Below are 19,816 nucleotides of genomic sequence, written 5' to 3' on the forward strand. Positions count from 1 at the left end.
ATGGTGGCGGGGTTAAAGTAACTCCGGTTTAGGGGGGCTTATGACAGTCAGTGAGCTGGCAGTGTTTTTTGTATTTTCAACCTTTGCGCTTGATGTTTCTGCCAGGGGTGATGGGTTGTCGCCTGACGATGACGGTGAAAAGGTAATCCTAAGGGTCAAGGTACCCAGTGAATTGGCGGCGCGCGAAGTGGAGGCGCTTTATCGCTCAACCGTGTGCACCTCCGTTGCTTATGATATGGATGGAAATCCATATAAGCGGGATGGCTATAGGCAACTGGATGTGCAGTCTGTGCGTGAAGGCGATACTAATGTCTTGCGCACTGAACTGCCCGTTGACGGGGGTGGGCGTTGTCGATGGAGGCTGAGCAACGTCACATTTGGCATCAGATATGGGGAGACGAGTCAGTTTGGTGAAGGCGTCGTTTATGGTGGTGGTGGAGGCGTTATTGTGCTGTTTGATCGAAGCAATTCCCCAGGTAGTGGTACGGCTATTAAAGTTGAGGGTGATGTGGATATCAGGCCAGATTATTATCCATGGCTGAGTGAGAGATTTATTGGGGGGTATAGAAAGGATGCAAGTCTGGCTACGAGTCGTAGCCCTTATATCAGGTATCTAGCGCTGAGTGCTCGGCGTGTAAATTTTGAACCTGTCCTTCACTCCGGCTATTTAGTGCGTTCTGTTGGGCCGAAAATTCAACGCAAAGGTGACTTTGCAATATTTCACTATCCAGATGGCAGTAGCTCGACTGATGGATGGGGCGAACCGAGCTTTCGAAAGCTTCAGGAAATCCGCAAGGCGGCTGAGCTTGAAAGTGCAAAATAAGGGGCGCGATGGTCGCGGGGCTAAAGTAACTGCGGTTTAGGGGGCTTATGACAGTCAGTGAGCTGGCAGTGTTGTTTGTATTTTCAATCGTTGCGCTTGATGTTTCTGCCAGGGGGGATGAGTTGTCTCCTGATGTTGATGGAGAAAAGGTAATCCTAAGGGTCAAGGTACCTAACGAATTGGCAGCGCGCGAAGTGGAGGCGCTTTACCGCTCAACCGTGTGCACCTCTGTTGCTTATGATATGGATGGAAATCCATATAAGCGGGACGGCTATAGGCAACTGAATGTGCAGTCTGTGCGTGAAGGCGATACTAATGTCTTGCGAACTGAGCTGCCCGTTGACCGGGGTGGGCGTTGTCGATGGAGGCTGAGCAACGTCCTATTTGGCATCAGATATGGGGAAACGAGCCAGTTTGGTGAAAGCGTCACTCGTGGTGGGGGTGGCGGCGTTATCGTGTTGTTTGATGAAAGCAATTCCCCAGGTAGTGGTTCGGCCATTGAAGTTGAGGGTGATTTGGATATCAGGCCAGATTATTATCCATGGCTAAGTGAGAGATTTATTGGGGGGTATAGTAAGGATGCAAATCTGGTGACGAATCGTAGCCCTTATATTAGGTATCTGGGTCTGACTGCTCGACGTGTAAATTTTGAGCCTGCCCTTCACTCCGGCTATTTAGTGCGTTCTGTTGGGCCGAAAATTAAACGCAAAGGTGACTATGCAATGTTTCACTATTCAGATGGCAGTAGCTCGACTGAGGACTGGGGCGAACCAAGTTTTCGAAAGCTTCAGGCAATGCGCAAGGCGGCTGAGCTTGAAAGTACAAAATAAAAGGCGCGATGGTGGCGGGGTTAAAGTAACTGCGGTTTAGGGGGGCTTATGACAGTCAGTGAGATGGCAGTGTTGTTTGTATTTTCAATCGTTGCGCTTGATGTTTCTGCCAGGGGGGATGAGTTGTCTCCTGACGATGACGGCGAAAAGGTAATCCTAAGGGTCAAGGTGCCCAGCGAATTGGCGGCACGCGAAGTGGAGGCGCTTTATCGCTCAACCGTGTGCACCTCTGTTGCTTACGATATGTATGGAGATCCATATAAGCGGGACGGCTATAGGCAACTGGATGTGCAGTCTGTGCGTGAAGGCGATACTAATGTCTTGCGCACTGAACTGCCCGTTGACAGGGGTGGGCCTTGTCGATGGAGGCTGAGCAACGTCACATTTGGCATCAGATATGGGGAGACGAGCCAGTTTGGTGAAAACGTCGCTCATGGTGGGGGTGGCGGCGTTGTTGTGATGTTTGATGAAAGCAATTCCCCAGGTAGTGGTTTGGGTATTAAAGTTGAGGGCGATGTGGATGTCAGGCCAGATTATTATCCATGGCTAAATGAGAGATTTATTGGGGGGTATAGAAGGGATGCAAGTCTGGTTACGAGGCGTAGCCCTTATATTAGGTATCTAGCGCTGACTGCTCGACGTATAAATTTTGAACCTGCCCTTCACTCCGGCTATTTAGTGCGTTCTGTTGAGCCGAAAGTTAAACGCAAAGGTGACTATACAATATTTCACTATTCAGATGGCAGTAGCTCGACTGAGGACTGGGGCGAACCGAGCTTTCGAAAGCTTCAGGAAATCCGCAAGGCGGCTGAGCTTGAAAGTGAAAAATAAGAGGCGCGATGGTGGCTAGCTGAAAGAAACTGCGGCTGAGGGTGTCTTATGAGAATCGGTGCACTGACAGTGTTGTTTGTATCAATTACCTTTGCGGTTGATGTTTCTGCCCAAAGCGATGAGTTGTCTCCTGATGTTGATGGAGAAAAGGTGATTCTAAGAGTCAAGGTACCCAGTGAATTGGCGGCGCGCGAAGTGGAGGCGCTTTATCGCTCAACCGTTTGCACCTCTGTTGCTTATGATGTGGATGGAGATCCATATAAGCGGGATGGCTATAGGCGACTGGATGTGCAATCTGTGCGTGAAGGCGATACTAATGTCTTGCGCACTGAACTGCCCGTTGACCGGGGTGGGCGTTGTCGATGGAGGCTGAGCAACGTCACATTTGGCATCAAATATGGGGAGACGAGTCAGTTTGGTGAAAGCGTCGCTTATGGTGGTGGCGGCGGCGTTATTGTGCTGTTTGATCGAAGCAATTCCCCAGGTAGTGGCACGGCTATTAAAGTTGAGGGTGATGTGGATATCAGACCAGATTATTATCCATGGCTAAGTGAGAGATTTATTGGGGGGTATAGAAAGGCTGCATATCTGGCTACGAATCGTAGCCCTTATGTTAGGTATCTAGCGCTGAGTGCTCGACGTGTAAATTTTGAACCTGTCTTTCACTCCGGCTATTTAGTGCGTTCTGTTGGGCCGAAAATTCAACGCAAAGGTGACTTTGCAATATTTCACTATTCAGATGGCAGTAGCTCGACTGAGGGATGGGGCGAGCCGAGCTTTCGAAAGCTTCAGGCAATCCGTAAGGCGGCTGAGCTTGAAAGTGCAAAATAAGGGGCGGGATGGTCGCGGGGCTAAAGTAACTGCGGTTTAGGGGGCTTATGACAATCAGCGATTTGGCAGTGTTGTTTGTATTTTCAACCTTTGCACTTGATGTTTCTGCCAGGGGTCATGACTTGTCTCCTGACGATAACGGCGAAAAGGTAATCCTAAGGGTCAAGGTACCCAGTGAATTGGCGGCGCGCGAAGTGGAGGCGCTTTACCGCTCAGCCGTGTGCACCTCTGTTGCTTATGATGTGGATGGAGATCCATATAAGCGGGATGGCTATAGGCAACTGGATGTGACGTCTGTGCGTGAAGGCGATACTAATGTCTTGCGCACTGAACTGCCCGTTGACAGGGGTGGGCCTTGTCGATGGAGGCTGAGCAACGTCACATTTGGCATCAGATATGGGGAAACGAGCCAGTTTGGTGAAAACGTCGCTCATGGTGGGGGTGGCGGCGTTGTTGTGATGTTTGATGAAAGCAATTCCCCAGGTAGTGGTTTGGGTATTAAAGTTGAGGGCGATGTGGATGTCAGGCCAGATTATTATCCATGGCTAAATGAGAGATTTATTGGGGGGGTATAGAAGGGATGCAAGTCTGGTTACGAGGCGTAGCCCTTATATTAGGTATCTAGCGCTGACTGCTCGACGTATAAATTTTGAACCTGCCCTTCACTCCGGCTATTTAGTGCGTTCTGTTGAGCCGAAAGTTAAACGCAAAGGTGACTATACAATATTTCACTATTCAGATGGCAGTAGCTCGACTGAGGACTGGGGCGAACCGAGCTTTCGAAAGCTTCAGGAAATCCGCAAGGCGGCTGAGCTTGAAAGTGAAAAATAAGGGGCGCGATGGTGGCGGGGTTGAAGTAACTGCGGTTTAAGGGGGGGGCTTATGACAGTCAGTGAGTTGACAGTGTTGTTTGTATTTTCAACCTTTGCGCTTGATGTTTCTGCCAGGGGGGATGAGTTGTCTCCCGACGATGACGGCGAAAAGGTAATCCTAAGGGTCAAGGTGCCCAGCGAATTGGCGGCACGCGAAGTGGAGGCGCTTTATCGCTCAACCGTGTGCACCTCTGTTGCTTATGATATGGATGGAAATCCATATAAGCGGGATGGCTATAGGCAACTGGATGTGCAGTCTGTGCGTGAAGGCGATACTAATGTCTTGCGAACTGAGCTGCCCGTTGACCGGGGTGGGCGTTGTCGATGGAGGCTGAGCAACGTCACATTCGGCATCAGATATGAGAACACGAGCCAGTTTGGTGGAAATGTCGCTCATGGTGTGGGTGGCGGCGTTGTTGTGATGTTTGATGAAAGCAATTCCCCAGGTAGTGGTTTGGGTATTAAAGTTGATGGCGATGTGGATATCAGGCCAGATTATTATCCATGGCTAAGTGAGAGATTTATTGGGGGGTATAGAAAGGCTGCAAATCTGGTTACGAGTCGTAGCCCTTATGTTACGTATCTAGCGCTGAGTGCTCGACGTGTAAATTTTGAACCTGTCCTTCACTCCGGCTATTTAGTGCGTTCTATTGGGCCGAAAATTAAACGCAAAGGTAACCATGCAGTATTTCACTATTCAGATGGCAGTACCTCGACTGAGGGGTGGGGCGAGCCGAGCTTTCGAAAGCTTCAGGAAATCCGCAAGGCGGCTGAGCTTGAAAGTGCACAATAAGGGGCACGATGGTGGAGGGGTTAAAGTAACTGCGGTTTAGGGGGGCTTATGACAGTCAGTGAGCTGGCAGTGTTGTTTGTATTTTCAACCTTTGCGCTTGATGTTTCTGCCTGGGGTCATGACTTGTCTCCTGACGATGACGGGGAAAAGGTAATCATAAGGGTCAAGGTGCCCAGCGGATTAGCGGCGCGCGAAGTGCAGGCGATTTATCGTTCGACCGTGTGCACGTTCGTCGCTTATGAGGTAAACGGAGATCCATATGCGCGGGATAGTTTTAAGCAGTTAGATGTGCAGTCTATGCGTGAAGCAGGTACTGATATTTTGCGGACTGATCTTGCTGTCGACGGTGGTGGGTCTTGCCGATGGAAGTTGAGTAACGCGAACGGAGCTGGGTGAAGGCCCGTCGGCATTGCTCAAGTTGCGCAGCTTCCGCCTGCCCAGGGACATCTTTCTTGTGGACGATGCGCGTTACGCGCAGAACGGAGGCTGACTCTGAGCATGATGCGTGGCTGAACAAGGCCGCTCAAGGGGGCTTGCAAATCCGGCGTTCACGATCTTGCCCGTGCCCCATGCAGGAACAACTGCTCCAGCGCCTGTGCTGAATTGGCACTGGCCGCCCGCCCACGCCGCTCGGCGTCGACCATGCCGTAGATCTGGGTGATGAACATTTCGGTGAATACGGCAGCGCTGATGTCGATGCGCAACACACCCATTTGCTGCGCACGCAGGAAGAACGCATCCATCGCCTGGGTGTAGGCCAGCCAGCGGCGGTCTTCACTGTCGCCCAGCAAGGTATCAGGGCGGTACTGGAACATCAGGAATACCAGCATCTCGCGGTGCTTGAGGTGTTCGGCAATCAGGTGGCGCACGGCGGCTACGGGTTCGGCCGTGTCCAGGGCGGCATTGTCGATCACCTGGTTGAGCACCCGCTCGCCATGGTTTTCGAGCATGGCGAGCAGGTTGTCGCGGGTGCCGCAGAAACGGTGCAGGGTGGCTTTGCTGACGCCAGCGGTTTCGGCCAGCTCCTTGAGGGTGGCGCGGGGGTGGACCACGATGGCGTGGGCCAGGGCCTTTAGCAGGCGTTCATCGTGGGGGGTGGGGTGCATCGGCATGCCTCGCTTGGGTCGCAGGGCAATTATTGTGCAGGAATTGAGAGGTGGATCAAGTGCCGAAGTCTCATTTGAGACTTTTTTGTGTCTTTTCTGGCCTCTTCGCGGCTAAAGCCGCTCCCACAGGGAAATCACAGTGTTCAAGGCTGTGATATCCCTGTGGGAGCGGCTTTAGCCGCGAAAGGGCCCTTACAGGCTGACGGTCAATGCATCCCGCGCGCAATGGTCTTCAGCAAGTCTTCCGGGCTGATGTGCCCCACCACCTGAGCCACCGCGCTGCCTGGGGTTGGCAGGTCGATGATGTGGTTTTTCATCTTGCCGACCACATGCATTTCACACGGTTTGCAGTCGAACTTCAGGGTCAGCACTTCGTCACCCTGAATCAGCTGCATCGGCGCCACTTTGGTGCGCACGCCGGTCACGCCTTTGGCCTGCTTGGGGCACAGGTTGAAGGAGAAACGCAGGCAGTGCTTGGTGATCATCACCGGCACTTCACCGTGTTCTTCATGGGCCTCGTAGGCCGCGTCGATCAGTTGCACGCCATGGCGGTGGTAGAAGTCGCGGGCCTTCTGGTTGTACACGTTGGCCAGGAACGACAGGTGCGACTCGGGGTACACCGGTGGCGGCGTGGTCTCGGCCTTGCGCCCGCCACGCGGGTGCGCCTTGATACGCGCCTCGGTCAGCGCCTCGATGGCTTCACGGCGCAGGGCCTTGAGCTGCGAGTTGGGGATGAAGTACGCCTGCGGGGCGTCCAGCTCGATGCTACTGGCGTGGTACATCGTGGTACCCAACTGGCCGAGCAGGTCGTGCAACTGGTCCAGTGCCTGTTGCGGCTTGTTGGCCTCGCCGAACGGGCCGTCCAGCGCCACCTGCACGCTGATGCCTTCCTCACTGCTGAGGGTCAGCATCAGGCGCTGTTCACGCAGTACCGCGTGCCATTCCACGCCAACACGGCGCTCGGACGAGGTGCGTTGCAGGGCCTGCTGCCAGTTGTGGTCGAGGTTGCGCGACAGCGGGTGGTTGGGCCGCAGCTTGTGCAGGCCTTCGGGCATTTCGTTGGGCTCGACGCGGTAGCGGTAACGCTTGTGACCGTCTTCCTCGAATTCGCCACGGGGTTCGGCGATGTTGGCGCGGAACCCCACCACTTCACGCTTGACCAGCACATTCAGGCCGTCGCCGTTGGTCAGTGGCACTTCGGTGACCACTTGCATGTCACGCTTGCCGACCTTTTCCACCACACCCACCGGCAGGCCGGTGAAGGTTGGCGAGTCGAAGGCGCCGATATCGACTTTGCGGTCGGTAACGAAGTAGTCGGTGCTGCCGCGGTGGAAGGTCTTGTCCGGGTCGGGCAGGAAGAAGTGCTCGGTACGGCCGCTGGAAGCGCGGGCATACTGCGGGCGGTCTTCGAGGATGGCGTCGAGCTCTTTGCGGTAGTGGGCGGTGATGTTTTTCACATAGCCCATGTCCTTGTAGCGGCCCTCGATCTTGAACGAGCGCACGCCGGCATCGACCAGATCGGCCAGGTTGGCGGTCTGGTTGTTGTCCTTCATCGACAGCAGGTGCTTCTCGAACGCCACCACGCGACCCTGGTCATCTTTCAGCGTGTAGGGCAGGCGGCAGGCCTGTGAGCAGTCGCCACGGTTGGCGCTGCGGCCTGTCTGCGCGTGGGAGATGTTGCACTGGCCGGAGAAGGCCACGCAAAGCGCACCGTGGATGAAGAACTCGATGGCGGCATCGGTTTCGGCGGCGATGGCCCGGATTTGCTGCAGGTTCAGCTCACGGGCCAGTACCAGCTGGGAGAAACCGGCCTGGTCGAGGAACTTTGCCCGTTCCAGGGTACGGATGTCGGTCTGGGTGCTGGCGTGCAGCTCGATCGGCGGGATATCCAGCTCCATCACCCCCAGGTCCTGCACGATCAGCGCGTCGACACCGGCGTCGTACAGCTGATGGATCAGCTTGCGCGCAGGTTCCAGCTCGTTGTCGTGGAGGATGGTGTTGATGGTGGTGAACACGCGTGCATGGTAGCGACGGGCGAACTCGACCAGCTCGGCGATCTCGCTGACCTCGTTGCAGGCGTTATGGCGCGCGCCAAAGCTTGGGCCGCCGATGTAGATGGCGTCAGCGCCGTGCAGGATCGCTTCGCGGGCGATGGCCACGTCACGCGCAGGGCTGAGCAGTTCCAGGTGATTCTTTGGAAGGGACATGTCGTTATATTTTCGGGCTGCCACGGTTTAGGCGGGCATTGTAGCGGCGAAACGGGCTGGCGGCATCATTAAGCAATCTGGGGCCGCTGTACGGCCCTTCGCGGGCACGCCCGCTCCCACAGGATGGGTGGTGAATTCAGAGTAAGCGCGATCCCTGTGGGAGCGGGCGTGCCCGCGAAGGGCTGCAAAGCAGCCCCAAAAAAGCAGATCAGCGCTTGGCGGCCATTGCGGTCACTTCGACGCGCATGCCTTCGAACGCCAGGGAGGCCACGCCCACGGCCGCGCGCACCGGCCATGGCTTGCTGAAGAAACGCTGGTACACCTCGTTGAACGCGGCACGGTCGGCCATGTCGGTGAGGTAGATCGTCAGGTGCAGCACGCGGTCCATGCCGCTGCCGGCCTTCTCCAGCGCCACTTTCAGCGCCTCCAGGGTGCATTCACTTTGCGCGACGATGCCGCCCAGCTCCAGGCTGCCATCGGCGTGGGTCGGGATCTGCGTGGTGACCAGCACGCCGTTGTACTCGGCGACGTCGGACGAAATCGACTCGGCGTCCGGGTCCGGGGTGTAGATGATGTCTGCTTGTGCCATGGTGTGTTTTGCCTTGCTACGGAAGGAAAGCGGCAAGCCTACGCGAGCAGGCGGATCCGGTCGAGGGCGCCCCGGTGTTTGAAATACGCGGCGTTCGCCGTCAGAATCGCGCCCCATTGCAAAGCCGGGGGCACACTTTGAACGAACAGACTTTGTCCAGGCGCCTTGAGCGCGTGGCTGCACATGTGCCGCAAGGCGCACGCCTGGCCGACATCGGCTCGGACCATGGCTTTCTGCCGGTGGCCTTGATGCTGCGTGGCGTGATCGAGGCCGGGGTGGCAGGCGAGGTGGCGCAGACGCCGTTCGCTTCCGCTCAGCGCACTGTGGTGAGGAACGGCCTGGAGGCCGAAATCACCGTGCGCCTGGCCGATGGCCTGGCTGCGATCGAGCCGCAAGACCGTATCTCGGCGGTCAGCATCTGCGGCATGGGTGGCGAAACCATGTGCGAGATCCTGGAGGCCGGCAAGCAGCGATTGTCTGGTGTTACGCGCCTGGTGCTGCAGCCCAATGGCGCTGAGTGCGAGTTGCGCCATTGGCTGGCGGGTAATGGCTACCAGATCGTCAACGAAGAACTGCTACGGGAAAACCGCTTCGACTACGAGATCATCGTCGCCGAGCCGGGCAGGGTGGCGTATAGCGCTGAACAGCTGTACTTCGGCCCTGTGTTGATGCAGGAAAAAAGCGAGGCGTTTCTGGTGAAGTGGCGGCGCATGCTGCGGCAGAAACAGCAGACCCTGGCCAATTTCCAGCGGGCCCGCGATGCGGTGCCTCAGGTGAAAATCGACGATTTCAATCAGCAAGTGGGCTGGATCACCCAGGTATTGGCGTGACTCACTGCTGCGAGCAGTTACCCATTTCGCGGTAATCGATTTCGCGCTTCTGGCCCTGATGATCCACATACACCATGTGCGCAGTGCCAACCTGGCAGTCGGCGGCGTTGCTGGCTGGGGTGATGGAGATGACCTTGGCCACGTCCACCGGCATGCCGTACTCATAGTTGCTGCTGGCTGGCTGCGAACTGCCTGCATCGGCAAGGGCACCGAACGAGGCGAGGGTGGCGGCAACAGCAAGGACAGCGATCGAACGTTTCATGGCAGGCTCCTTTTCTTCAATGTATGACTAATGATGTATTCATTGGTCATCCACAATAAATGGGCTAGTCCGTGATAGATTCCTGCCTGTAACGCAAGAATAAGACTGAACAAGGAGCTCACCTTCATGGACATGCTGCATGCCATGCGTACCTTCGCCCGTGTGGTGGAATGCGGCAGCTTCGCTGCGGCCGCCAATGCGCTGGATATTTCCGCCGCACAGGTTTCGCGTATCGTCGCCGAGCTGGAAAACCAGTTGCAGACCCGCCTGCTGCACCGCACCACGCGGCGCCTGCGTATGAGCGAGGCGGGCGAGCGTTTCCTTGAGCGTGCGCGGCAGATCATGCTGCTGACCGAAGAAGCGGTGGGCGAAGCCCGAGGTGCACACCTTACGCCGCGTGGCCACCTGCGCTTGCATTGCCCGCACGGGCTGGGGCTGTTGCTGATGCCGCTGGTGGCCGGCTATAACGCGCTGTGCCCGGAGGTGGTGATCGAACTGACGCTTTCCCAGCGCAATCCCGACCCGCTGGCCGAAGGGCACGATGTCGTGATCACCGTGGACGGTGCGCTTCCGGATTCGCAGCTGATCGCTGTGCCGCTGGGTAATATCTTCAGCATCCCCTGCGCGGCCCCTGGTTACCTGACCACCCATGGTGTACCGGAGCGCCCCGAAGACTTGCACAACCACCGCTGCCTGCGCATGGCGTACCCGATGTATGAAGGCGACTGGGTGTTCCCACAAGGGGTTGACCAGTGTGTGATCGCGCCGAACGACAGCTTCTCCACCAACGTTGCCGACGCCATGCTGGTGGCCAGCGAGCTGGGCATGGGTATTGGTCTGCTGCCGTTCTATACCGCCAGCCAGGCGATCGAGCAGGGGCGCTTGTGCCGGCTGCTGGCGCCGTATCGGCTGAGGGAGAGTGCGCTGTATGCGATGTACCCGTCACGGCATTACCTGGATGCCAAGGTGCGAACCTGGATCGATTACCTGAAGGAGCAGTTGCCGGCGTTGTTCGAGGGGCATGCCAAGGTGGTGGATGATGCACGGTATTGGCGATAGGCGAGTGACGCATTTCTTCCAGGAAACACGGGTTATTGTGGGAGCGGGCTCGTCCCGCGAAGCAGACGACGCGCTGCATGGCACCGGCTTTGCCGGTGTTCGCGGGACAAGCCCGCTCGCACAGAGATCGCGGATGTTCCTAGCTTTTGAGCGGGACAGCTGCTACCCACCCCGTGCTGCTCTGGTTACAGCGGGTAATTTTTCAACTCCCGCGCAATCAGCATGCGCTGGATCTCGCTCGACCCTTCGTAAATCTGCGTGATCCGCGCATCGCGGTAATAGCGCTCCACCGGGTAATCCTCCAGGTAGCCATAACCGCCATGCACCTGGATCGCCATCGAGCACACCCGCTCGGCCATTTCCGAAGCGAACAGCTTGGCCTGCGAGGCCTCCGACAGGCACGGCTTGCCAGCACTGCGCAGGCGGGCGGCATGCAGGATAAGCAAACGTGCGGCGTTCACCTGTACCTGCATGTCGGCCAGCAGGTTGGCGATGCTCTGGTGCTCGTTGATCGGCTTGCCGAATTGCACCCTGTCGCGTGAGTAGACCAGCGCCGCTTCGAACGCGGCGCGGGCAATACCCAACGCCTGGGCGGCAATGCCGATACGGCCGCCTTCAAGGTTGGACAGCGCGATGGCCAGGCCTTTGCCACGCTCGCCAAGCATGTTGGTAGTGGGGATGCGGCAATTGTCGAAGGTGACCGCGCAGGTGTCGGAGGCGCGAATGCCCATCTTGTGCTCGCTGCGGTCGACCTTGAAGCCCGGGTTGTCGGTGGGCACCAGGAACGCCGAGAGGCCCTTCTTGCCCAAGTCCGGGTCGGTTACCGCAAAGACAATGGCCAAGCCGGCACGGCGAGCGTTGCTGACGAACTGCTTGGCACCGTTGATCACCCACTCGCCATTGACCAGCTCGGCGCGGGTGCGCAGGTTGTGCGCCTCGGAGCCGGCCTGTGGCTCGGTCAGGCAGAAGCAGCCTATCACTTCGCCGCTGGCCAGGCGCGGCAGCCATTGCTGTTGCTGTTCAGCCGTACCGTAGGCCAGCAGCGGGCCGCAGCCCACCGAGTTGTGAATGCTCATCATCGCGCCGGTGGCGCCACAGCCAGCGGCGATTTCTTCTACGGCCAGGGCGTAGGCGACGTAGTCGGTGTAGCTGCCGCCGAAGTTCTCGGGTACCACCATGCCCAGCAGGCCCAGTTCGCCCATCTTGCGTACCACACCGTCATCGATCCAGCCGGCCTTTTCCCAGGCTTGGGCGTGCGGGGCGATCTCGCCACGGGCAAAGTCCCGGGCCATGTCGCGGATCATGATCTGCTCTTCGCTCAGTTCCAGGTCTTGCATCTGTGTACTCCCGGGCTCACAGGCCTTCGAAGAATTGGTCAACCCGCTGCTGTTGCAGCGCGGCCAGGGTCGGCGGGTTCCAGCGGGGCTGTTTGTCCTTGTCGATGATCAGGGCGCGCACGCCTTCGATGATGTCGCCGTGCCGGAACCACTGGCGGTCCAGGTGCAGCTCCATGGCAAAGCAGTCGTCCAGGCCCAGGTCGCGGCCACGGCGCAGCATCTCAAGCGTAACTGCCATGGCCAGCGGCGAGCGGCTTTCCAGCTGGTCGGCAGTGGCGACGGCCCATGCATGGGTGTCGCCGATACTGACAGCACGCAACTGCTCGACGATGGCTTGCACGGTAGGCAGGGCGAAGAAGTGGTCGATGACCGGGCGCAGTTTTTCCAGTGGCGCATCAGCCAGCACCTGCGTGCCCAGCCTGGCCAGCAGGTTCTGCAGGTCCTTGAGCGGGTTGTCGCCAAAGCTCAGTTGATCCAGGCCCTGGTCGAGGGCAGCGAGCTGGTCACTGGCCAGGTACCAGTCGGCCAGGCCGCAGTACAGGGCATCGGCCGCCTGAATCTGGGCGCCGCTGACGCCCAGGTAGGTACCCAGCTCGCCGGGAATGCGCGACAGGAAGTAGCTGCCGCCGACATCAGGGAAGTAGCCGATACCGACCTCGGGCATGCCCAGGCGGCTACGCTCGGTGACTACGCGCAGGTCGCAGCCCTGGGCCAGGCCCATGCCGCCGCCGAGGGTGAAGCCGTCCATCAATACCAGCACTGGCTTGCGGTAGCGGTGGATGAGCAGGTCGAGGGCGTATTCCTCGACGAAGAAGGTTTCATGCAGCGTGTCGCCCGCTTTGAAACTGTCGTACAGCGAGCGGATATCGCCCCCGGCACAGAACCCTTTGGGACCTTCGCCGCGCAGCACCACGGCGTGCACTTGCGGGTCTTCGGCCCACTGGTCCAGGTGCTGGCGCAGGCTGCGGACCATGTCCAGGGTCAGGGCATTGAGGCCGGCGGGGCGGTTCAGGGTCAGGTGGCCGACCTGGTAGCGGACCTCGGCCAGTACCTGATCGGTTGCCGAGGTTTGAGCGTGCGCAGTCATTGCGTTCTCCCTGCTTTGTTATTGATTTTCCAAGTGAAGTCTGGAGTTCGCTGGAGGATCGCAGGATCCTGGCATGCGAATTTGCCATGCACAATCGACAATTATGCAGGGGCATCGTGCATTTTTGCTGTGAGCGGGTCAGTTGGGAGGAGGATTCATTAACTTTACCGTAATGAACGTGCCGCTAGCTTGATTGATCCGCCACGCAGCGCAGCCCTAAGGTGACCTCCACGACAGCGAACCTGTGGAGCCTTCATGACAATAACTCAGAATCCACCGCCGCAATGGTCGCGACGGCGCGCCGAAAAACAGCGCCGCCTCGACCGGGTACGGCACCTCGCCGACGGCGTGGTGTTGCCCACCGAACGTATCGTCGAAGCCCTCGAACTGCTGCTGGCCCCCGGCGACCGGGTGGTGCTGGAAGGCAATAACCAGAAGCAGGCCGACTTCCTGTCGCGCTCGCTGGCCAAGGTCGACCCCGGGCGCTTGCACGACCTGCACATGATCATGCCCAGCGTCAGCCGCGCCGAGCACCTGGACCTGTTCGAGCGCGGCATTGCCCGCAAGCTCGACTTCTCTTTTGCCGGCCCGCAGAGCCTGCGCATCGGCCAGTTGCTGGAAGATGGCCTGCTCGAAGTGGGTGCCATCCACACCTATATCGAGCTGTACTCGCGGCTGCTGGTCGACCTGATCCCCAACGTCACCCTGGTGGCCGGCTTCATGGCCGACCGCGACGGCAACCTGTACACCGGCCCAAGCACCGAAGACACCCCGGCACTGGTGGAGCCGGCCGCGTTCAGCGACGGTATCGTCATCGCTCAGGTCAACCAGCTGGTGGACCGCGTGGATGACCTGCCCAGAGTCGACATCCCTGCGTCCTGGGTCGATTTCGTGGTGGTTGCCGACCAACCCTTCTATATAGAACCGCTGTTCACCCGCGACCCGCGCCACATCAAGCCGGTGCATGTGCTGATGGCCATGATGGCCATTCGCGGCATCTACGAAAAACACCAGGTGCAGTCGCTGAACCACGGCATTGGCTTCAATACCGCCGCCATCGAGCTGATCTTGCCCACCTACGGCGAGTCGCTGGGCCTGAAGGGCAAGATCTGCCGCAACTGGACGCTCAACCCGCACCCGACCCTGATACCGGCCATCGAGACCGGCTGGGTGCAAAGCGTGCACTGCTTCGGCACCGAACTGGGCATGGAGGACTACATCGCCCAACGCCCGGACGTGTTCTTCACCGGCCGCGATGGTTCGCTGCGTTCCAACCGCATGATGTGCCAACTGGCGGGGCAATACGCTGTCGACCTGTTCATCGGTGCCACCTTGCAAGTGGATGGCGATGGCCATTCCTCAACCGTGACCCGCGGCCGCCTGGCCGGCTTTGGCGGTGCGCCGAACATGGGCCACGACCCGCGTGGCCGGCGCCACGCGACCCCGGCCTGGCTCGACATGACCGTGCCGCAAACCCTGCTGGAGCGCGGCCGCAAGCTGGTGGTGCAAATGGTCGAGACCTACCAGGAAGGCGGCAAGCCCACTTTCGTGGAAACCCTCGATGCCGTGGAAGTGGCCAAAAAAGCGGGCATGCCGCTGGCGCCGGTGATGATCTACGGCGATGACGTCACTCACCTGCTGACCGAGGAGGGCATTGCCTATCTGTATAAGGCCCGTAGCCTGGAAGAACGCCAGCAAATGATCGCCGCCGTGGCCGGGGTTACCGCCATTGGCCTGCGCCACGACCCGAAAGACACCCTGCGCATGCGCCAGCAAGGCCTGATCGCCTTGCCCGAAGACCTCGGCATCCGCCGCACCGACGCCAGCCGTGAGCTGCTCGCCGCACGCAGCATCGCTGACCTGGTCGAGTGGTCTGGCGGCCTCTACAACCCGCCTGCACGATTCAGGAGCTGGTGATGAAAGCACTCGACTTGCAACCTCATCGGCTTCTTCGCGGGCACGCCCGCTCCCACAGTGGTACTGCTGAACTTGATACTGGTGCGATCCCTGTGGGAGCGGGCATGCCCGCGAAGAGGCCAGCCCAGACAACCCAGATCCAACTGCCAGACTACTTGGCTGACCTGGCCGTAGAGGCGCTGATAGAAGAAGCCGACCTGTCCCCCAAACCTGGCCTGGTCGACCGCCGCAGCAATGGCGCCCACCACGACATGTCCCTGTCCCTGATGCACGCTTCGGCGCTGTCGCTGTGGCCCTGCCTGCGGCAGATGGCCGAAGCCGCGCAAGCCTTCGGCGAAATCAGCCAGCCCCTGCGTGCTTCACTCGGCCAACTCGGCCGTGAAGGCGAAGCCGCCATGCTCGCCACCACTGGCGGGGTAAACACCCACCGCGGCGCAATCTGGGCACTGGGCCTGATGGTAGCGGCCACAGCCCTTGATACCCAAGCCGATGCCAGCACCTTGGCCGCCCGCGCCGGGCGCATCGCTGTGCTGGACGACCCGGCCATGGCCCCGCAAGACAGCCACGGCCAGCAGGTGCGCCGCCGCTATGGCACAAGCGGCGCCCGCGAACAGGCCCAACAAGGCTTCCCCGCCATCACCGGCCACGGCCTGCCACAGCTGCAGCGCTGCCGCGCAGCCGGTGCCAGCGAGCAACACGCCCGGCTCGACGCCTTACTGGCAATCATGGCCGTGCTCAGCGACACCTGCGTGCTCTGGCGCAGCGGCCCCGCCGGCCTGGCCACCGTGCAGCAAGGTGCGCTGGCCGTGCTGGCCGAGGGCGGTAGCGCCACCTTGGCCGGGCGCCGCCAACTGCGCCAACTGGACCGGGAACTGCTGCACCTGAACGCCTCACCGGGCGGCGCCGCCGATTTGTTGGCCGCCTGCCTGTTCCTCGATAAAGCCGGGAGCCTGTGACATGGAAACCCTGAACTTTCATTTTCCCGCCGCCGAACCGGGCCGCGGCCGCACGCTGGTGGGCTGCGTCAGCTCCGGCGACCTCGAAGTGCTGATCGAACCGGGTACTGCCGGCAGCCTGCAGATCAATGTGGTGACCTCGGTCAATGGCAGCGCTGCCCGCTGGGCGCAACTGTTCCAGCGCCTGTTCGAGGGCCGCGACTGGCCAGCCGTGAACATCGACATTCATGACTTCGGCGCGACCCCAGGCGTGGTACGCCTGCGCCTTGAGCAAGGCTTCGAGGAGATTGCCCATGACTGACACCGCACGCTTGCTGCGCAGCCGCAGCTTTGTCGAACTGGGCGCCCGCCAGCGCGCCCGTGCCGTGCTCGACCCAGGCAGCTTCCGCGAACTGCTGGGCCCGTTCGACCGGCTGATTTCGCCGTGGCTGCCGCGCCAAGGCATCGTGCCGCAGGCCGATGATGGTGTGGTCATTGCCAAAGGCTTGCTGAACGGGCGCAACGCGGTTGTGGCCGCCATCGAAGGTGGCTTCCAGGGCGGCAGCATGGGTGAGGTGGGCGGCGCCAAGATTGCTGGCGCGCTGGAGCTGGCCGTTGAAGATAACCGCAATGGCATCCCCACTTGCGCAGTATTGCTGCTGGAAACCGGTGGCGTGCGCCTGCAGGAAGCCAACCTGGGCCTGGCGGCGATTGCCGAGATCCAGGCAGCCATTGTCGAGTTACGTGCCTTGCAGCCGGTGATCGGCCTGATCGCAGGTTCGGTGGGTTGCTTTGGCGGAATGTCCATTGCCGCAGGCCTGTGCAGCCACCTGCTGGTTACCCGCGAAGCGCGCCTGGGCCTCAACGGGCCGCAAGTGATCGAACAGGAAGCGGGTATCGCCGAGTACGACGCCAAGGACCGCCCCTTCATCTGGAGCCTGACGGGTGGCGAGCAACGCCATGCTAGCGGGTTGGTAGACGGCTACGTGGCCGATGACATCGACGCGCTGCGCGAACGCTTGCTGGAACTGCTCGACGCACCGTCCAGAGACCGTGCCAGCCAGCATGCCTGGTTCCTCGACCGACTCGCGCGGCTGGGCGATGACTGCCCGCAACTGGATGCTGCCGCCGTGCGCGCCCTTTACCAAGGAGAAGCCCAATGAACCGTGCCTTGAACTGGCTGCCGGGCCTTGCTGGCGGGCAAGCCTTGTCAGGCTACCCTGCGTCGTTGCAGGTGATTGACGGCGAACTGGACAACCGCCCGGCGCGCTTCATCGCCGTGGTGCCAGATGCCGACAACCCGTTCCCCCGTGCCCGCTCGGGCGAGGTCGGCCTGCTGGAAGGTTGGGGTCTGGCCAAGGCGGTGAGTGAGGCGGTGGCGGCTGACCGCGATGGCCAAAAGCGGGCCATCGTCGCCGTGATCGACGTGCCCAGCCAGGCCTATGGCCGCCGCGAGGAAGCCCTGGGTATTCACCAGGCATTGGCCGGTGCCGTGCAGGCCTATGCTCAAGCGCGGTTGGCCGGGCACCCGGTGATCGGTCTGCTGGTCGGCAAGGCCATGTCCGGTGCCTTTCTGGCGCACGGCTACCAGGCTCAGCGCCTGATCGCGCTGGATGATACCGGCGTCATGGTGCACGCCATGGGCAAGGCGGCTGCGGCGCGGATTACCCTGCGCAGCGTCGAGCAACTGGAGGCGCTGGCCGCCGAAGTGCCACCCATGGCTTATGACCTGGCTAGCTACGCCTCGCTGGGCCTGCTGTGGCGCCGTCTGGCAGTGGACAACGCCGAGGCACCGAGCAGCGCTGACATTGCGCAGGTCCGGGCCTGCCTGGCCGAGGCGGTGCACGATATTGGCGGCTCCACCGACCTGTCGTCACGGCTGGCGGGTGAAAACCGCAGTGCCTCGCGACAAGTGCGCGAGCAACTGCGCCGCCAATGGCAGGGGGCTTGAGATGAACGCGCCACAGCCGCACGACCTGCTCTGGGGGATGCCTGTGTCGGGCTTGCCCGATGATTCGCCGCAATGGGCGCGGGATGTGCTGGTGAGCGGTCAGCCGGTGGTGGTGCGTCGTGCTGTCTGTGAAGACGGCTGGGTGGCGGTGGGGGTGCGAGGCCAGGGCCGAGGGCAGCGATTGGGTGTGCAGACGCGCCTGGCCAATATCCAGCGTCAACAAGCGCCCGAAGGGCTGCGCTGGCCAATGCAAAGCCCGTGGCCTGCGTTGCAGGCCATGGCCTCGGTCGCCCTGGTACTGAATGCCAGCGGCCTGAGCTGGGGGCCGACAGGTGGCGTGGGCTACCAGATCGCTACCGGTGTTGAAGTGGTCCATGCCGACAGCGACCTGGACTTGCTGCTGCGCACACCACAGCCATTGGCGCGGGCACAGGCGCGGGAGCTGCTGGATATCCTGGACTGCGCCCCATGCCGTATCGACGTGCAGCTGCAAACCCCGACGGGTGCCATCGCCTTGCGTGAGTGGGCCGGTTTTGCCCACCGCGTGCTACTCAAGACCGCCCATGGCCCACGCCTGGTCAGCGACCCGTGGGCGGCGCTGGAGCGTGCTGCATGAGTAGCCTGTTCGCATTCCCCGGCCAGGGCGCCCAGCAGGCAGGCATGCTGCAGCGCCTGCCTGATGGGGCAGGGCAACTACTGGAAGAGGCCAGTGATGTCCTCGGCCAACAGGCACTGACGCTGGACAGCCAGCAAGCCTTGCAGTCTACCCGCGCCGTGCAGCTGTGCCTGCTGCTGAGCGGCGTGGCCTGGGCCCGTTGGCTGATGCAGCGCAGCCCTGCACCCGACTATGTAGCAGGGTTGTCGATTGGTGCCTATCCAGCTGCAGTGGTGGCGGAAGCGTTGGGCTTTGCTGATGCCGTGCGCCTGGTCGCCCTGCGTGGCGAGCTGATGCAGCGTGCCTATCCGCAAGGCTATGGCATGACCGCACTCAGCGGGCTGGACCTGGCCAGTGTCGAGCGTTTGCTGAGCGAGGCGGGTGGTGAGGTGTATGTCGCCAACCTCAACAGTGAGAACCAGATTGTCATTGCTGGTAGTGATACGGCGATGGCTGCGGTTGCAGCCCGTGCACGTGGGCTTGGCCAGGGCGTCGCCCGGCGCCTTGCGGTGAGTGTACCGTCGCATTGCGCGCTGCTGGATGGCCCGGCAGCGGAACTGGGCAGTGCCTTCACCTCGGTGGAATTGCAGCGCCCGTGCATTACCTACCTCAGCGGCAGCAGCGCGCGGCCGGTGTTCGACCCACAGCGCTTGCGCGACGACCTGGCGGGCAATATGGCGAGGGTGATCGACTGGCGTGCTACGTTGCGCACCGCCTATGAACGCGGGGTGCGCCTGCACATCGAGATGCCGCCCGGCAGCGTGCTCAGCGGGCTGGCCCGGCCAGTGTTCGAACAGGGCAGGGTGGTGGCTGTGGAGGGCACCCGTTGGGACACTCTGGATGCGCTGCTGCGCCAGGAGGTGGCCGGCGACCGATGATGGCGGCATCGCGGTGGATGGCA

General features: G+C 60.4%; 22 protein-coding genes. 16 read left to right on the forward strand and 6 right to left on the reverse strand.

Going from position 1 to position 19,816, the window contains the following annotated elements:
- Positions 1-40 precede the first annotated feature (40 nt).
- From P0Y58_15225 to P0Y58_15255, 7 genes are all read left to right on the forward strand, one after another.
- Positions 41-823 carry a hypothetical protein gene (locus tag P0Y58_15225; GenBank protein ID WEK28261.1) on the forward strand — a complete coding sequence of 261 codons (783 nt, stop codon included), beginning with the start codon at positions 41-43 and terminating at the stop codon, positions 821-823.
- A gap of 47 nt (positions 824-870) precedes the next feature.
- The gene (locus P0Y58_15230) at positions 871-1,653 is read left to right on the forward strand and encodes a hypothetical protein (protein ID WEK28262.1); all 783 of its coding nucleotides are present in this window, start codon (positions 871-873) and stop codon (positions 1,651-1,653) included.
- Positions 1,654-1,701: 48 nt separating this feature from the next.
- Positions 1,702-2,484: a hypothetical protein gene (locus P0Y58_15235; protein ID WEK28263.1), complete on the forward strand. Its 783-nt coding sequence runs from the start codon at positions 1,702-1,704 to the stop codon at positions 2,482-2,484.
- A 48-nt stretch (positions 2,485-2,532) separates the two neighbouring features.
- Positions 2,533-3,315, forward strand: a complete 783-nt coding sequence (locus P0Y58_15240; protein WEK28264.1) for a hypothetical protein — start codon at positions 2,533-2,535, stop codon at positions 3,313-3,315.
- A gap of 47 nt (positions 3,316-3,362) precedes the next feature.
- Entirely contained in the window at positions 3,363-3,890 is a 528-nt protein-coding gene (locus tag P0Y58_15245) for a hypothetical protein (protein ID WEK28265.1), read from the forward strand.
- 307 nt (positions 3,891-4,197) lie between these two features.
- The gene (locus P0Y58_15250) at positions 4,198-4,980 is read left to right on the forward strand and encodes a hypothetical protein (protein WEK28266.1); all 783 of its coding nucleotides are present in this window, start codon (positions 4,198-4,200) and stop codon (positions 4,978-4,980) included.
- A gap of 48 nt (positions 4,981-5,028) precedes the next feature.
- Positions 5,029-5,376: a hypothetical protein gene (locus P0Y58_15255; GenBank protein ID WEK28267.1), complete on the forward strand. Its 348-nt coding sequence runs from the start codon at positions 5,029-5,031 to the stop codon at positions 5,374-5,376.
- Between the two features lie 152 nt (positions 5,377-5,528).
- On the opposite strand, the gene P0Y58_15260 is transcribed toward P0Y58_15255, so the two are convergent.
- From P0Y58_15260 to P0Y58_15270, 3 genes are all read right to left on the reverse strand, one after another.
- Positions 5,529-6,086, reverse strand: a complete 558-nt coding sequence (locus P0Y58_15260) for a transcriptional regulator (protein WEK28268.1) — start codon at positions 6,084-6,086, stop codon at positions 5,529-5,531.
- A 206-nt stretch (positions 6,087-6,292) separates the two neighbouring features.
- Positions 6,293-8,293 carry a U32 family peptidase gene (locus P0Y58_15265; protein ID WEK28269.1) on the reverse strand — a complete coding sequence of 667 codons (2,001 nt, stop codon included), beginning with the start codon at positions 8,291-8,293 and terminating at the stop codon, positions 6,293-6,295.
- Positions 8,294-8,501: 208 nt separating this feature from the next.
- Positions 8,502-8,882, reverse strand: coding sequence for a RidA family protein (locus P0Y58_15270; protein WEK28270.1), 381 nt, complete (start codon positions 8,880-8,882; stop codon positions 8,502-8,504).
- Positions 8,883-9,019: 137 nt separating this feature from the next.
- Between P0Y58_15270 and P0Y58_15275 the strand changes: the two genes are divergently transcribed.
- Positions 9,020-9,712: a tRNA (adenine(22)-N(1))-methyltransferase TrmK gene (locus tag P0Y58_15275; GenBank protein WEK28271.1), complete on the forward strand. Its 693-nt coding sequence runs from the start codon at positions 9,020-9,022 to the stop codon at positions 9,710-9,712.
- Between the two features lies 1 nt (position 9,713).
- Here the strand turns inward: P0Y58_15275 and P0Y58_15280 are convergent, their stop codons facing one another.
- Positions 9,714-9,974 (reverse strand): DUF2790 domain-containing protein, encoded by a 261-nt coding sequence (locus tag P0Y58_15280; protein WEK28272.1) that lies wholly within the window; start codon positions 9,972-9,974, stop codon positions 9,714-9,716.
- Positions 9,975-10,100: 126 nt separating this feature from the next.
- Between P0Y58_15280 and P0Y58_15285 the strand changes: the two genes are divergently transcribed.
- The gene (locus P0Y58_15285; protein WEK28273.1) at positions 10,101-11,033 is read left to right on the forward strand and encodes a LysR family transcriptional regulator; all 933 of its coding nucleotides are present in this window, start codon (positions 10,101-10,103) and stop codon (positions 11,031-11,033) included.
- A 185-nt stretch (positions 11,034-11,218) separates the two neighbouring features.
- Here the strand turns inward: P0Y58_15285 and P0Y58_15290 are convergent, their stop codons facing one another.
- Positions 11,219-12,370 carry an acyl-CoA dehydrogenase family protein gene (locus P0Y58_15290; GenBank protein ID WEK28274.1) on the reverse strand — a complete coding sequence of 384 codons (1,152 nt, stop codon included), beginning with the start codon at positions 12,368-12,370 and terminating at the stop codon, positions 11,219-11,221.
- 16 nt (positions 12,371-12,386) lie between these two features.
- Positions 12,387-13,457 (reverse strand): enoyl-CoA hydratase/isomerase family protein, encoded by a 1,071-nt coding sequence (locus tag P0Y58_15295; protein WEK28275.1) that lies wholly within the window; start codon positions 13,455-13,457, stop codon positions 12,387-12,389.
- A gap of 255 nt (positions 13,458-13,712) precedes the next feature.
- Here P0Y58_15295 and mdcA point away from each other — a divergent pair, with 255 nt between their 5' ends.
- From mdcA to mdcH, 7 genes are all read left to right on the forward strand, one after another.
- Complete coding sequence (gene mdcA, locus P0Y58_15300) at positions 13,713-15,374, forward strand: malonate decarboxylase subunit alpha (protein WEK28276.1); 1,662 nt, start codon at positions 13,713-13,715, stop codon at positions 15,372-15,374.
- 104 nt (positions 15,375-15,478) lie between these two features.
- Positions 15,479-16,330 (forward strand): triphosphoribosyl-dephospho-CoA synthase, encoded by an 852-nt coding sequence (locus tag P0Y58_15305; protein WEK28277.1) that lies wholly within the window; start codon positions 15,479-15,481, stop codon positions 16,328-16,330.
- Position 16,331: 1 nt separating this feature from the next.
- Positions 16,332-16,631 carry a malonate decarboxylase subunit delta gene (locus P0Y58_15310; protein WEK28278.1) on the forward strand — a complete coding sequence of 100 codons (300 nt, stop codon included), beginning with the start codon at positions 16,332-16,334 and terminating at the stop codon, positions 16,629-16,631.
- Positions 16,624-17,472, forward strand: a complete 849-nt coding sequence (locus P0Y58_15315; GenBank protein WEK28279.1) for a biotin-independent malonate decarboxylase subunit beta — start codon at positions 16,624-16,626, stop codon at positions 17,470-17,472. Before P0Y58_15310 ends, P0Y58_15315 begins: the two co-directional genes overlap by 8 nt.
- Positions 17,469-18,260 (forward strand): biotin-independent malonate decarboxylase subunit gamma, encoded by a 792-nt coding sequence (gene mdcE, locus P0Y58_15320; GenBank protein WEK28280.1) that lies wholly within the window; start codon positions 17,469-17,471, stop codon positions 18,258-18,260. Before P0Y58_15315 ends, mdcE begins: the two co-directional genes overlap by 4 nt.
- A gap of 1 nt (position 18,261) precedes the next feature.
- Positions 18,262-18,876, forward strand: coding sequence for a malonate decarboxylase holo-ACP synthase (locus P0Y58_15325; protein ID WEK28281.1), 615 nt, complete (start codon positions 18,262-18,264; stop codon positions 18,874-18,876).
- Entirely contained in the window at positions 18,873-19,793 is a 921-nt protein-coding gene (gene mdcH, locus P0Y58_15330; GenBank protein WEK28282.1) for a malonate decarboxylase subunit epsilon, read from the forward strand. Before P0Y58_15325 ends, mdcH begins: the two co-directional genes overlap by 4 nt.
- Positions 19,794-19,816 lie beyond the last annotated feature (23 nt).

It is taken from the genome of Candidatus Pseudomonas phytovorans, assembly GCA_029202525.1.
GTDB lineage: Bacteria > Pseudomonadota > Gammaproteobacteria > Pseudomonadales > Pseudomonadaceae > Aquipseudomonas > Aquipseudomonas phytovorans.

What these genes read in the sequence shown, in the direction of transcription:
- P0Y58_15245 (WEK28265.1), top strand. Translation starts at nt 3,363, where the DNA reads ATGACAATCAGCGATTTGGCAGTGTTGTTTGTATTTTCAACCTTTGCA.
- P0Y58_15305 (WEK28277.1), top strand. Translation starts at nt 15,479, where the DNA reads ATGCCCGCGAAGAGGCCAGCCCAGACAACCCAGATCCAACTGCCAGAC.
- P0Y58_15250 (WEK28266.1), top strand. Translation starts at nt 4,198, where the DNA reads ATGACAGTCAGTGAGTTGACAGTGTTGTTTGTATTTTCAACCTTTGCG.
- P0Y58_15235 (WEK28263.1), top strand. Translation starts at nt 1,702, where the DNA reads ATGACAGTCAGTGAGATGGCAGTGTTGTTTGTATTTTCAATCGTTGCG.
- mdcH (WEK28282.1), top strand. Translation starts at nt 18,873, where the DNA reads ATGAGTAGCCTGTTCGCATTCCCCGGCCAGGGCGCCCAGCAGGCAGGC.
- P0Y58_15310 (WEK28278.1), top strand. Translation starts at nt 16,332, where the DNA reads ATGGAAACCCTGAACTTTCATTTTCCCGCCGCCGAACCGGGCCGCGGC.
- P0Y58_15265 (WEK28269.1), bottom strand. Translation starts at nt 8,293, where the DNA reads ATGTCCCTTCCAAAGAATCACCTGGAACTGCTCAGCCCTGCGCGTGAC.
- P0Y58_15225 (WEK28261.1), top strand. Translation starts at nt 41, where the DNA reads ATGACAGTCAGTGAGCTGGCAGTGTTTTTTGTATTTTCAACCTTTGCG.
- P0Y58_15295 (WEK28275.1), bottom strand. Translation starts at nt 13,457, where the DNA reads ATGACTGCGCACGCTCAAACCTCGGCAACCGATCAGGTACTGGCCGAG.
- P0Y58_15260 (WEK28268.1), bottom strand. Translation starts at nt 6,086, where the DNA reads ATGCACCCCACCCCCCACGATGAACGCCTGCTAAAGGCCCTGGCCCAC.
- P0Y58_15255 (WEK28267.1), top strand. Translation starts at nt 5,029, where the DNA reads ATGACAGTCAGTGAGCTGGCAGTGTTGTTTGTATTTTCAACCTTTGCG.
- P0Y58_15230 (WEK28262.1), top strand. Translation starts at nt 871, where the DNA reads ATGACAGTCAGTGAGCTGGCAGTGTTGTTTGTATTTTCAATCGTTGCG.
- P0Y58_15315 (WEK28279.1), top strand. Translation starts at nt 16,624, where the DNA reads ATGACTGACACCGCACGCTTGCTGCGCAGCCGCAGCTTTGTCGAACTG.
- mdcA (WEK28276.1), top strand. Translation starts at nt 13,713, where the DNA reads ATGACAATAACTCAGAATCCACCGCCGCAATGGTCGCGACGGCGCGCC.
- P0Y58_15240 (WEK28264.1), top strand. Translation starts at nt 2,533, where the DNA reads ATGAGAATCGGTGCACTGACAGTGTTGTTTGTATCAATTACCTTTGCG.
- P0Y58_15290 (WEK28274.1), bottom strand. Translation starts at nt 12,370, where the DNA reads ATGCAAGACCTGGAACTGAGCGAAGAGCAGATCATGATCCGCGACATG.
- P0Y58_15325 (WEK28281.1), top strand. Translation starts at nt 18,262, where the DNA reads ATGAACGCGCCACAGCCGCACGACCTGCTCTGGGGGATGCCTGTGTCG.
- P0Y58_15285 (WEK28273.1), top strand. Translation starts at nt 10,101, where the DNA reads ATGGACATGCTGCATGCCATGCGTACCTTCGCCCGTGTGGTGGAATGC.
- P0Y58_15280 (WEK28272.1), bottom strand. Translation starts at nt 9,974, where the DNA reads ATGAAACGTTCGATCGCTGTCCTTGCTGTTGCCGCCACCCTCGCCTCG.
- mdcE (WEK28280.1), top strand. Translation starts at nt 17,469, where the DNA reads ATGAACCGTGCCTTGAACTGGCTGCCGGGCCTTGCTGGCGGGCAAGCC.
- P0Y58_15270 (WEK28270.1), bottom strand. Translation starts at nt 8,882, where the DNA reads ATGGCACAAGCAGACATCATCTACACCCCGGACCCGGACGCCGAGTCG.